10 protein-coding genes are annotated in these 12,249 nt (G+C 42.7%); 3 read left to right on the plus strand and 7 right to left on the minus strand.

The features are described from left to right. Positions 1 to 19: 19 nt before the first annotated feature. From ACNURT_RS06810 to ACNURT_RS06840, 7 genes are all read right to left on the minus strand, one after another. Positions 20 to 1,282 carry an ABC transporter ATP-binding protein gene (locus tag ACNURT_RS06810; RefSeq protein WP_419701099.1) on the minus strand — a complete coding sequence of 421 codons (1,263 nt, stop codon included), beginning with the start codon at positions 1,280 to 1,282 and terminating at the stop codon, positions 20 to 22. Beyond that, positions 1,282 to 2,139: an ABC transporter permease gene (locus ACNURT_RS06815; RefSeq protein ID WP_419701100.1), complete on the minus strand. Its 858-nt coding sequence runs from the start codon at positions 2,137 to 2,139 to the stop codon at positions 1,282 to 1,284. The genes ACNURT_RS06810 and ACNURT_RS06815 overlap by 1 nt, the downstream gene beginning before the upstream one ends. A gap of 2 nt (positions 2,140 to 2,141) precedes the next feature. After that, positions 2,142 to 3,263 (minus strand): glycosyltransferase family 4 protein, encoded by a 1,122-nt coding sequence (locus tag ACNURT_RS06820; protein ID WP_419701101.1) that lies wholly within the window; start codon positions 3,261 to 3,263, stop codon positions 2,142 to 2,144. After that, complete coding sequence (asnB, locus tag ACNURT_RS06825) at positions 3,256 to 5,043, minus strand: asparagine synthase (glutamine-hydrolyzing) (protein ID WP_419701102.1); 1,788 nt, start codon at positions 5,041 to 5,043, stop codon at positions 3,256 to 3,258. The genes ACNURT_RS06820 and asnB overlap by 8 nt, the downstream gene beginning before the upstream one ends. A 242-nt stretch (positions 5,044 to 5,285) precedes the next feature. Further along, complete coding sequence (locus ACNURT_RS06830) at positions 5,286 to 5,801, minus strand: UpxY family transcription antiterminator (RefSeq protein WP_419701103.1); 516 nt, start codon at positions 5,799 to 5,801, stop codon at positions 5,286 to 5,288. Positions 5,802 to 5,815: 14 nt separating this feature from the next. After that, positions 5,816 to 8,239, minus strand: coding sequence for a GumC family protein (locus ACNURT_RS06835; RefSeq protein ID WP_419701104.1), 2,424 nt, complete (start codon positions 8,237 to 8,239; stop codon positions 5,816 to 5,818). Then, on the minus strand, positions 8,239 to 8,886 hold the full coding sequence (locus ACNURT_RS06840) for a polysaccharide biosynthesis/export family protein (protein ID WP_419701105.1): 648 nt from the start codon (positions 8,884 to 8,886) through the stop codon (positions 8,239 to 8,241). The genes ACNURT_RS06835 and ACNURT_RS06840 overlap by 1 nt, the downstream gene beginning before the upstream one ends. 244 nt (positions 8,887 to 9,130) lie before the next feature. On the opposite strand from ACNURT_RS06840, the gene ACNURT_RS06845 reads away from it, so the two are divergent. The 3 genes from ACNURT_RS06845 to gap all read left to right on the plus strand — a co-directional run bounded on the left by ACNURT_RS06845 (position 9,131) and on the right by gap (position 12,201). Continuing rightward, the gene (locus ACNURT_RS06845) at positions 9,131 to 9,868 is read left to right on the plus strand and encodes a glycosyltransferase family 2 protein (RefSeq protein WP_419701106.1); all 738 of its coding nucleotides are present in this window, start codon (positions 9,131 to 9,133) and stop codon (positions 9,866 to 9,868) included. Between the two features lie 98 nt (positions 9,869 to 9,966). Continuing rightward, on the plus strand, positions 9,967 to 11,070 hold the full coding sequence (locus tag ACNURT_RS06850) for an MraY family glycosyltransferase (protein ID WP_419701107.1): 1,104 nt from the start codon (positions 9,967 to 9,969) through the stop codon (positions 11,068 to 11,070). Between the two features lie 126 nt (positions 11,071 to 11,196). Beyond that, a complete protein-coding gene (gene gap, locus ACNURT_RS06855) occupies positions 11,197 to 12,201 on the plus strand; it encodes a type I glyceraldehyde-3-phosphate dehydrogenase (RefSeq protein ID WP_419701108.1) in 1,005 nt (334 codons plus the stop codon). Positions 12,202 to 12,249: the final 48 nt, after the last annotated feature.

Raw genomic sequence — 12,249 nt, forward strand, 5'->3', positions numbered from 1 at the left:
GAAACCCCTGTGCAGGTAATTAATGAGGTGGAAGGAAGATCAATCCGGCCCCCTTTTCATATTCGAAAACATGACCGCTGGTCATGCTGTATCCGGCATATTCAATGCTTAAAGCCTTTTCACAGAACGCGTAGATCTCTACACCTGGATAGGTCAGATACAAGTTCATATCCAGATCTACCTTATTCAAATTATTGGGGAAAGTTATTTTATAGGATAGCGATACTTCTCCCTTGTTTTGAATCTTAACTCCGTCATGATGACCGGGACTATAAAAAGCAAGGGGGGTTAAATCCCGGTCTACAAAGCGGCATTCAATATCCATCGGCATATCGGTTTGTAACGACAGCTCAATTCTTATTTCAAATGAAAAGTTATTTTCCGGGTTTAAAACAATGCTGTTGACAGAGCTATTGTTAAAAAGTATATTGTTTATTTTAACCTTATCAGAAGAATAATTTATCCTGTTCAGAAAATCCGTATCCGTTTTAATACCGTTTTGGCCGTAGTTATAAATGGCGTCTTTACAGGATCCGTTAAATGTAATTTGTCCGTTGTTGAGTAAAATTCCCTTATTGCATAGTTTTTGAACCGCTCCCAAATTGTGCGAAACAAACAAAACGGTTCGGCCTTCGCCTCTGCTTACGGCATCCATTTTACCCAGGCATTTTTTCTGGAATTCGGCATCGCCTACAGCTAATACTTCATCAACAATCATGATCTCCGACTCGAGGTGTGCCGCCACCGCGAAGGCCAGGCGTACATACATGCCCGATGAATACCGTTTTACCGGTGTGTCTATATAGCGCTCCACACCCGAAAAATCAACGATCTCATCAAACTTTCGCTTGATCTCGGCCTTGCGCATCCCCAGGATAGCGCCGTTTAAAAAAATATTTTCCTTTCCGGTTAATTCCGGATGAAAGCCGGTACCTACTTCAAGCAAGCTTGCTATGCGCCCTTTTACTTTTACAGAGCCGGTAGTAGGCGAAGTAACCCGGCTTAGTATTTTCAGCAAGGTGCTTTTACCCGCCCCGTTACGACCGATAATGCCTACGGCATCGCCTTGTTCAATATCAAAATTAATATCGCGTAAGCTCCACACCACATCGCTTTCGCCTTTGGTTGTGCGGTCATTGGTTTCGCCAACTTTTAAAAAAGGATCTTCTTTACCGCGTATCCTGGCCCAATAGCGTTCCAGGTCGCGGGAGATGGTGCCGGTACCAAAATCGCCCAGCTGGTAGGCTTTTGATAAATTTTCAACTTTAATTACGCTGCTCATTATACAGTATCCACAAACGTTTTTTCAACCCTGTTAAATATAACAGTTCCCAGCAGCAGAATAATAATGGTGGTTACAAGGCTGTAACCTATCATTTCCCAACTAAAACTTCCGCGACCCATAAAGCCATACCTGAAAGTTTCTATGATAGCCGTTATCGGATTAAATTTTACCAGCCAGCTATAAGCCGGGTATTTGGCTTGGGCTACGGATAGCGGGAAAATTACTGTGGTGGTGTACATGAACAAGGGTACTCCGAATGATACGATAAAAGCCAGGTCGCGGTATTTGGTTGTTACTGCCGATATGATCATCCCGAAGCCTAAACCCAAAGCCGCTATCATGATGATGAGTAAAGGCAGCAGCAATAAAAAAGCATTCGGGACAATGACTGTGCCTTTAAAAAGATAGACAACATAAAGCATCAGGAAAAGCAAAAACTGTACGCCAAACCTGATAAGGTTTGATAATACAATGCTCAGCGGCATAATTAACCGGGGAAAATAAACTTTACCCAGCAGGGCTGAGTTATCCCTGAAAACGGTGGATGTTTTAGTAAGGCATTCAGAAAAATAATTCCATATAATGATCCCCGCCAGGTAAAACAGGGGCTTTGGCAGGCCATCAACAGGTATACCGGCAAGGTTACCAAAAACCAGGGTGTAAAACAGAATAGTAATAGCCGGCTGTATAAAAAACCAAATAGGACCCAGGATGGTCTGTTTATAAAAGGAAACAAAATCGCGCCGTACCAGTAACAAGAGCAGGTCGCGGTAGTGCCATACATCTTTAAACTTTAAGTCGAAAATGTTGTTTTGCGCGGTTATTTGAATGTCCCAGTCTTCGTTTTCCGACATACTTATTCGGTTAATAATTCCTGTAGTTTACGGGCATAATCGGGTTGATTAAAGTGGTGTAAACTGCGTTTTTGCAATTGCTCCCGGTCGGTACTTGTTAGCGGTTGTGCTAACGATTCGTTCATGCAATTGTATAACTCGGCAGCATCATCTGTGTTAACCGATTTGCCCAGCTCTCCGTTACGTATAGCATCAATACTTCCATCGGCATTACCGCAAATAACAGGAAGGCCGCAAGCCAAAGCTTCAATAAACACAATGCCGAAGCCTTCTTTTTTACTGGGTAAAACAAACAGATCGGCCAGTAAAAAATGATCTGTGAGCTCGGTTTCATCAATAAAGCCTGTTAATATGATCTGATCGCTTACATCGTGATCGCTTATTAATTTATGAATTCTCACATCCTCCAGCTCATCATATTTTCCAGACAGTATATATTTGATGCCGGGATATTTATTTTTCAATTTTCCAATGGCTTCAATCACCAGTTCATGGCCCTTGTATTTTTCTGTAGAGCTTAGGCGGGTTAAGGTAAATATGATAGGATGGCTATTGTTAAGCTGATAACGATCAAGCAAACTCGCGGGCTTTGAAAAGGTGACCGGTAATGGCATCAAAGGGTCAATAGCATTGTTCAGTACTATACAAATGTTCTTGTCAATATGGTGACGGTCAAGTATTTGCTGCCGGGTATAATTGCTTACGCAGATCACTTTGTCGCAATTTTTCAGGAAAAGTTTTTTGATGAATGAAAGAGGCCGCCATACCTCAATACCATGAGCCACTAACCATACCTTGCATTTGGGGTTCACCGCCTTGATAAGCAAACCAATGGCAGCCAGATTAATATGACTCAGTATGATAATATCCTTTAGCGTAAACTTTTTACTAATAACCTTTAAGGCAAAGTTTAGTTTGTTAATGCCAAATCCCTTGAAATTTGAAGAAGGCAAGTATTCCGGCATCAGATCCTGGGCACGGTCATAGGCCGACCATAATTCAAAGTTCCAGTTATTGGCAAGGGCTATCTGGTTTAAGGTATAGCCTAAGGTACGGGTCATTTTTTGGATACCACCGGTGGTACTAAATATTTGTAAAGTAAGTAGCAGTACCTTTTTAGACATGCGCCTGTATCTGATAAAGTGCAAATGCTTTTGACCAGTGTACCCCCTTGTTCTTAAACTTTTGAATCATCGCCTGAGCAGCCTTCCCTTTATATGCCGCACTGTTACTTATTTCAGGATGAGCCGCCATCCATTGTTGCAGCGGGAAGGAAAAGCCCATTTTGGGCCGGTCCCATATCTGGGTTGGCAGCATATCTCCAAAGCTATCAATCAGTAGTTTTTTGGGTTGATTGTTGTCAAACCGGATGGATGGATCAATGCGGCTTACCATATTTGTAAAGTCCTCGTCTAAAAAAGGAACCCTAACTTCCAGCCCGTGACTCATGCTCATCACATCGGTATCCCTGAGTAACTGATTTTGCATGTACAAATTGGTTTCGAGCCAGGCCGCGTGTTCTTGATTGTAATTGTTCAGACTTGAGGCATGATTAGTATCAAAGAGTATATTCCTGACCTGCTTACTATCGGCATCCAAAAATTTAGCGATTTCGGTGGGAGAGAAGAATCCTCTTAGCAAGAGATAATCAGCTAAATAATGGTCATTAGCTAAAAAGGTGAGTTTTTTATACTGATTGGGTAAAAAGGCGGTAATAGCCGAAAACAATGATGGACTGACTTTTCGGAGATATTTTAGATATTTTATCCGTCCAAAGGATGGGTAACCGCCAAAAAGTTCATCAGCGCCAATGCCCGATAGTACTGCCTTTAAACCATCTTCATGAGCGTATTTACTAATAAACCAGCTGTTAATACCATCGGTAGTTGGCATATCCATGGCATCAAGAATTTGAGGCAGAAAGGTGTCAAAGTCATGCTGTTGCACCAGGTGCGAAAAGCTTTGACCTTGTAACTTATCTAAAATTATACGCTGATGGCTTTGCTCGTTATAATTTTGCTCATTAAAAAAGATGGATACCGTTTTAAGCTGCTGTTCTTTTTTAAGATTTGACAGCAGGGTGAGCAAACTGGAATCAATACCTCCGCTTAAAAATACACCAATGGCGGCGTCGGCTATTAATTGCCGGTTTACGCTTTTTATCAGCGTTTCTTTGATCAGTAAGCGGGCCTCGTTTACATCAGTGATCTGTTCCTGTGCCGGGGTTTCATGATACGGATTGATGGTATAGGCAGATGACGTAATATCCCAGCGTAAAAAATGCCCCTTTGGTAAACTGAATACATTTTTTAGGGTAGTATATGGCTCCTGGATATGACCAAAGGCTAAAAACCTTACCGGCCAGTTGGGATCTTTTTCTGTAGCGATATTTGCCTCGGTAAAAGCCCTTATTTCTGATGCAAAGCTTAAAACTCCATGTTGGGCGTAATAATACATGGGTTTTATACCAGCGCTATCACGTACCAAATAAACGAGATTGTTAACCTGATCATACAGCGCGAAAGCAAACATGCCACGAAATTTGGCAAAGGCAGCAGTTCCCCATTGCAGGTATGATAGTAAGATCACCTCGGTATCGGTCGCCGATTTGAATTGTGCGCCCAGCGTTAACAGCTCTGTTTTTAGCTCCAGGTAATTATAAAGCTCGCCGTTAAAAGTTATCCAGGTTTTTTGCCCGGCATCGGCCATGGGCTGGTGCCCGTTGCTGCTCAGGTCAATGATCGATAAACGGCGATGCCCAAACCCCAGGTGATTTCTGTCGTCAAAAAACAGGCCCTCATCATCAGGGCCACCATGCTGTAATACCTGGCACATGGCTTTTACCTTTTGATGGATATCTCCAGGCTGTAATCTTTTATCAATTATTCCCGCTATCCTGCACATGGTTGGTATATATTCACAGCTTCGCCCCGTAAGTCACAGTTTTGTTTTGTAACTTATTATTTTATAGTTATTTGTGAAAATCAAGAGCCCAGAGTCAAGAAGCAAGAAAATATCTAAATATGGAATAATACCCCATCAAAAAAGAAATATTCGGATACCGCTTTTCACTGTTCTTTCTTGACTCTTATTTCTTGACTCTTGATTTGTCGTATTTTCTTTATTGTTAAAAATAATAATTCTGATTAAAAGCGCTCAATATATGAAGCTGCAACATGCACAATAATGGAGCATCCGATGCTTTCAAGCCTTAATATCAATTGCTTTTGCGACCGGTATATTACCACCTCGCCGGTCATTCCTTTTAAGGGTCCCGCCTTTATAATAATTTTTTCCCCGGGCTGCAGGTCCTCTTCAGTAATTTCCAGATCGATTGAACTTGTCATCAATAACTTTAATTCGTTGATCTGGCGGTCGGGCATGGTGGCCGGTTTGCCCGAAAAATATAGAAAACGGGATATCCCCCTGGTCATTAATACATCTGCCTGTGCGCGTTCGGCGATGTTAACAAATATATATGATTTGATAAAGGGTTCCTCGACCCACTTTTTGCGGTCGCTCCATTGCCTAAGCTGCCGATGCAGGGGTAAATAGGCCAAAATTCCTTTACTGGTTAATGCTTCGTATGCTTTTTTTTCGGCCTTTGCATGTGTATAAACCGGATACCATTTATTTTTTACCTCACTTGTTAACAGCCCCATATTTATTAAAAAGCTTAATATTTAAACCATCTTCTCACATTCCACCATTTGGTTTTGTTATCATCCAAATAGTACCCCGAATCTTCATAACCGTTGTAATCGGCATAATAATAGTAGTGCACGCCAGAATTATCACCTGTAAATTTGGTGGTATAATACCTGGAGTGCAGGGGCTCTTCCTCATATGCGTTGAGCACTATTACGGTATTATCAAGCTGATACTCCTGCGCTACACGCTGGGGCACGGTAGCCGCGTAAAATTTTGACCTTCCAGATCGTATCACAAAAACATTGATATCACTCATCCGGATAAGCGGGATAGCATCAGACACCAGACCTATTGGCGCGGTATCTATCATTACAATATCATACCTGGCTTTTAACTGGGCAATTAAAGTGCTCATCCGTTCGCTATGCAACAGTTCGGAGGGATTGGGTGGAACAGGCCCGGAGATTATAAAATCAAGGTTTTCCTGTTCGGAATGAAAAATGATATCATCAAGCTCGTTTTGGTGGGCCAGATAATTGCTCAGCCCGATGTCGTTAGCCACATTAAATATCTTATGTATTTTGGAACGGCGAAGGTCGGCCCCAATAAGGATAACTTTTTTGTCGATCAATGAAAGCGTGCTTGACAGGTTAACAGCCACAAATGATTTTCCTTCGCCTGCTACTTCCGAAGTAATACAAATCACCTTATTTTTTTTCTCGGATGCCAGGAAACTTAAGTTAGTACGTACCGAACGTACCGACTCTGCAAATATGGATTTTGGGCGTACAAGCGCTAAAATTTGCCTGTTATTTTCATCAATAGGCTCCGGGAATTTTCGGATGATACCCAATATAGGTATCGAGGTAAGGCTTTCGATGGTTTCTTTATCGTAGATGTAAGGATTCATGATCCTGACAACAACAATAAGACTCAAACCAATAACCAAGCCCAGGATAATGGCCGAGCGGTGTATATTATGCTCGTCGGGCGATACCGGGTTAAAATTGGGCTGAGCCGGTTCAATAATGGTTGCTCCAGGCAGTATACCGGCCCTGCTTATTTGTGCCTCCAGTTTTTTTTCTGATAAAAATGAATACACTTTATCGTTGATCTCAAAATCCCGTTGCAGGCTCACCAGGTCGCGCTGAGCAGCGGGCAATGTCATGATGGTTTGATTAACCTGCGAAAGCTGACTATCCAAAAAAGCGATGTTTTTTTCAACTCCCGAACGCAAAGCTTTGATATTATTCAACGCATTCAGTTTTATTTGTAATATCTGCTGGTTGATGTCGCGGATGGGTTGCGAATCGGTATTGTAAGTTTTTAACAGCGCGTTTCTTTCCTGTATCAAAGCATCCAGCTTTTCGACCATGGCCTGTAACAGGTGATTGTCTGCCCCTGCCGTGGTGAAATTTAAATTAACATTATCCTTTTCCCTGGTGATCTGGTCTTTGAGCTGATCAAGGGCCATCAGCTGTATTTTTAATAAGGATTTGTTCGACTCAAGATCGGCCGCTTTGGAGACCGAAGTTGTTGAAGCCGAGCTTACATCCAGGATCTTTGATTTTTGCTTGTATTTTTCAATCGAGTTTTCTGAACCTTTAACCTCGGTTGACAGAAAAGCCAGCTGGCTGTCGATAAAATCAATCATTTGTGAAGCCGACTGAGTTTTTTGATTACGATCAAAAGCCACATATTCGTTCATGATACTATTGATAATATCGGCGGCAAACTGAGGATTGGAGTCAACTTCCTGAAGGCCGATAATATTGGAGTTTTTTGAGGTTTCACCAGTGGACAAGCCCCCCCTTACCCGGTCAACATAGTCTTCCGGAATATTGAATTTAAACAGGTAAACCGTATTCTTGCTCAGCGCCCCCGGATATCTGATGCTGAAGCTGGTATGCCCTATATTTACGGGTGTATCATAATTAAAGGTGTTTTGAATTTCCTTACCCGCCATTTTGTACGACAACTCAAACGATTTCGTGTTTAGGGGTTTAAAACCTATCTGATCGTGGTAAAAATTTAAACTATCAAACCTGATGAGCTCAATGTTCAACGGTTTTGAAGGATAGATCTCAGAGGTACGCACCCGGCCCATAACATAAAAACTTATCCTGTAATCCAGATTTTTTATGGCACTTAAGATAAGGTTGCGGCTTTGTATCACCGATGTAATACTTTGTATTTTTGATGGTCCGCGTTCGGGAACGGTTATTACGCTTACCAGGTCGGAGATCTCCGATTTTTTTTCTTCAATTTTTAAGGTGCCCGATGATGAATAGGTTTTAGGCGTATACCACAGATAAGTATATGATATAAGCACCGCTATGCCCACAGAAGCGGCTATCCAATACCAGCGGCTCAGCAATATTTTGCCTATCTTAAAATAGTCAATCTCCTGACTGGGCAGTTTTCGCTGAATTTTTTCTGTTTCTTCCATTAGCGATGGGCAAGCGTGAAAATAATTAAGGCCGTGTTGAGCAAAAGCAAAACCGGCTGACTGATCACCGATACGTTTTGCAGATTCTCGTTCCTGACCGCGCGTTTGTTTTGGGCAATATAAATAATATCTCCATTTTGAAGAATAGCACGCGGATCATTGATGGCCTGGATATTCCGGAGGTTGATGGTCGTTACCTGCGGATTCGCCTGGTCGCCCCTTATAATTTGAATATTGGTTTCGTTGGCTTTCTCTGTAAGACCGCCGGCTGCGCCAATCATCTCCACCAGGGTAGTCCTGTCTTTGGTTAGCGGATAATTTCCCTGTCCTTTAATTTCGCCTAACAGCGTAACCTTCAGGTTTACAATTTTTAGTTCGATGATAGGGTCCTTGAGCAGGCTTTTACGGTACAGACCTTCGATAAGCTTTGCCGCTTCTGGCCGGGTAAGGCCCCCTACCGCCACATGACCAATAACCGGCAGGGCTACGGTGCCGTCATCATCAACCTGGAAAGTTTGCCCGGTGCTTGTGCCCGTGCCAGTGCTGGAAGTGGTAGTGCTTACCGGTGCCTCGTCAACAATATACTTTACGTTTTGCAGATTCCTGATCTGCAGTATATCCTGTGGTTGTATGCGATAGGCAGCCATGGCTACAGCGGGTCTTTGCGCAGAGCTGCTATCTGCAACAGTGGTTTTTTGTTCAAAAAGCGATTGGTATTGTTTACTGGAACAAGATGTTAAAACAAAAATTATCCCGAGAAAGAACAGAGTAAAAGTAAAAAAACGCATACAGACGAGTAGAAACTAAATAAGTATATAATTAGGGATTGATTTCAAAAATACATAATTTGCGGGTATATATATTGGTAATTCTTTTCCCACTTTGTACGTTTTGAAACTCTCCCTGGTTACAGTAGTTTATAATGCCCAGGATACCATCAGGCAGTGTATCCAATCTGTTATCAACCAAAACTATCCCAACCTGGAGTATATTATTATCGACGGCGGTTCAACAGACCAAACACTTTCAATTATACGTGAATATCATGAATATATCCATATTTTAGTTTCAGAACCGGATAATGGGATATACGATGCCATGAATAAAGGTATAAGCCGGGCTACCGGCGACGTAGTGGGCATATTAAATGCCGATGATCATTTTGCCGATGCGGATGTTTTACGATCGGTGGCCGCGATATTTGCACAACATGATATAGAAACATTGTACGGCGATTTGGATATAATTGATCAACACCAGCAAGTTATCCGTAAGTGGCGCTCTGGTAAATGCAACCGCAATTCCTTTAAGCTGGGGTTTATGCCCGCGCATCCTACTTTTTACTGCAGGCGTAATTTATTTAACCAATTTGGCTTTTACAATCCTGGTCATGGTTCGGCAGCCGATTATGAGTTGATGCTTCGGTTAATGTACCTGCATCAGGTTAAAAGTTTTTATCTGAAAAAGGTAATGGTTAACATGCGCGCCGGGGGCATAAGCAGCAAAAATTTAAGGAACAGAATAAAGGCATGGCAATTTGACCTGCTGGCCATGCGTCAAAATAAACTCCCCTTTCCCTTACTTACCCTGGTTTTAAAGCCCCTCCGAAAAATAGTTCAATTTCTTTAATTTCAACTTAAACTTAAATTTTTTAAACCCGTATAAAGAGTAAATCACATACTCGATTTTTATAAGATAGGCCCCGCTAACATTGTAAAAGCAATTACATGACTGAACTTTTGCATCCTAACAACTTTGGATTTCAGGTTTTGATACTTGTAATGTCAACGCTTATAACCTGGTTAGTTATACCATCCATTTTACATGTGGCGCGTGCCCGCCATTTATATGATGATGTGGGCCATTTCCGCAAACAGCATGACCATGGCATCCCACGTTTGGGCGGTGTAGCCATATTTGTGAGTTTTATTATCACTACCCTGCTATTCAGTGTTATAGGCAAATACCTGCCCGTCAGTTATCTGCTGATAGCCTGTATCATTTTATTTGCCATGGGTTTAAAGGATGATCTTTCGGGCGTAAACTCGAGCACTAAATTTTTCATCCAGTTTATTGTGGCTGCCATCCTGGTATTGCTGGGCGATATCCGCATCACCAGCATGTACGGCATTTTCGGTATTTTTAATTTGCCTTATGTGCCCAGCGCCATCTTCTCTATCCTGTTGATCATGCTGATCGTGAATTCCTTTAACCTGATTGATGGGATAGACGGCCTTGCCGCCACCACAGGATTGATTGTTAATGGCACGCTGGCGCTGATGTTCCTGTCAATAAAACAATATGAGCTGGCCGCTATTTGCCTGGCCATGGTAGGAGCGGTAGCCGGTTTTTTACGCTACAATATTACCCCGGCCAAGATATTTATGGGTGATACAGGGGCATTACTGATCGGTTTGGTATCGGCGGTAATGGCTATTAAATATACCGAGATCAGTAAGATCAGCGTGGCAGGTGTGCCGCAACTGTTTACCGCACCGGCGCTTACAGTAGCCATATTGATAGGTCCTGTTTTTGATACCCTCCGGGTATTTACATTAAGAATATTAAAAGGGGGATCGCCCTTTAATGCCGACCGGAACCATATGCACCACCGGATGCTAAAATTAGGATTGAATCATTTACAGGCCACGCTTTGCCTGGCAGGCATTAACCTGGGGGCCATTGGTCTTGTGTTAACTTTCAGCGACCTGAGCAACACTTTCCTGATCTCGGTGATTTTGCTGATCCCGATGATCTTTAACTGGATAGTTACATTCTGCATCCGCTCCAAAGAGCGTGAGCAGGTGGCCTTACGTAACTTATTTGTTTAAAATTCAATAAGACGCTAAGTTATTTACTTTGTAGTTATTGGGGGTATTATGTAATTTAAATGACCTGATGACTCAATGTACCAATGACTTAATTACTAACTTTGACCTGTTTTTAAAACAGAGAGAATGAAGATCGCTATAAATGGATTTGGCCGGATAGGCCGCATTTTTCTAAGAAATATTTTAGCTAAACCAGGTATCGAGGTGGTAGCTATAAATGACCTCACAGATACGCAAACCCTTGCTCATTTATTTAAATATGATTCGGTTCACCGCGGGTTTAAAGGCACGGTTGAGCATGATGCCAGCAACCTTTATATCAATGGCCGCCAGATAAAAGTATTCGCCGAGCGTGATCCGCAGGCATTACCCTGGGGAGCACTGGATATCGACCTGGTGATTGAATCAACCGGAAAGTTTACTTCCAGGCAGGGCGCTGAGCTGCATTTAGCCGCCGGCGCCAAACAGGTGATCATCTCGGCCCCATCAACTGATAAAAATGTACCAACCGTTGTATTGGCTGTAAATGATGGCCTGGTTGACCTGCATTCACCCGTATTATCCAACGCATCCTGTACCACCAATAATGTGGCGGCTATGGTGAAAATACTGGATGAGAACTGGGGAATTATTGATGGCTACATTACCACCGTTCACTCCATGACCGGCGACCAAAGCCTGCATGATGCCCCGCATAAAGATCTGCGCAGGGCAAGGGCAGCTTCGGCTTCTATTATACCTACTACAACCGGTGCGGCAAAAGCTATTACCGCCATATTTCCGCATCTGGAAGGCCGCCTGGGGGGGGCAGGTATCCGGGTTCCGGTGCTCAATGGCTCACTGACAGATTTTACCTGCAGTCTTAAAAAACAACCCACCATTGCCGAAATTAACGCAGCCTTTAAACAGGCAGCCGATGGCCCTATGAAAAATGTACTGGAATACACCGAAGATCCCATCGTATCCACCGATATACTGGATAACCCGCACAGCTGTATTTTCGACGCGCAACTAACCTCCATTGTTGGGGGACTGGTGAAAGTGGTTGGCTGGTACGATAACGAAATGGGCTACAGCAGTCGTTTGGCTGATTTGGTAGAGGAAATAGCTGGTTTGGGGGGCAAAGATTAGTGGAGCAAGGAATAAGGATTTTTGGAACAAGGAATGAAGGAGCAAAGA

Origin of the sequence: Mucilaginibacter sp. NFX135, from assembly GCF_048565145.1 — a bacterium.
Lineage (GTDB): Bacteria > Bacteroidota > Bacteroidia > Sphingobacteriales > Sphingobacteriaceae > Mucilaginibacter.

What these genes read in the sequence shown, in the direction of transcription:
- ACNURT_RS06810 (WP_419701099.1), bottom strand. Translation starts at nt 1,282, where the DNA reads ATGAGCAGCGTAATTAAAGTTGAAAATTTATCAAAAGCCTACCAGCTG.
- ACNURT_RS06815 (WP_419701100.1), bottom strand. Translation starts at nt 2,139, where the DNA reads ATGTCGGAAAACGAAGACTGGGACATTCAAATAACCGCGCAAAACAAC.
- ACNURT_RS06820 (WP_419701101.1), bottom strand. Translation starts at nt 3,263, where the DNA reads ATGTCTAAAAAGGTACTGCTACTTACTTTACAAATATTTAGTACCACC.
- asnB (WP_419701102.1), bottom strand. Translation starts at nt 5,043, where the DNA reads ATGTGCAGGATAGCGGGAATAATTGATAAAAGATTACAGCCTGGAGAT.
- ACNURT_RS06830 (WP_419701103.1), bottom strand. Translation starts at nt 5,801, where the DNA reads ATGGGGCTGTTAACAAGTGAGGTAAAAAATAAATGGTATCCGGTTTAT.
- ACNURT_RS06835 (WP_419701104.1), bottom strand. Translation starts at nt 8,239, where the DNA reads ATGGAAGAAACAGAAAAAATTCAGCGAAAACTGCCCAGTCAGGAGATT.
- ACNURT_RS06840 (WP_419701105.1), bottom strand. Translation starts at nt 8,886, where the DNA reads ATGGCTGCCTATCGCATACAACCACAGGATATACTGCAGATCAGGAAT.
- ACNURT_RS06850 (WP_419701107.1), top strand. Translation starts at nt 9,967, where the DNA reads ATGACTGAACTTTTGCATCCTAACAACTTTGGATTTCAGGTTTTGATA.
- gap (WP_419701108.1), top strand. Translation starts at nt 11,197, where the DNA reads ATGAAGATCGCTATAAATGGATTTGGCCGGATAGGCCGCATTTTTCTA.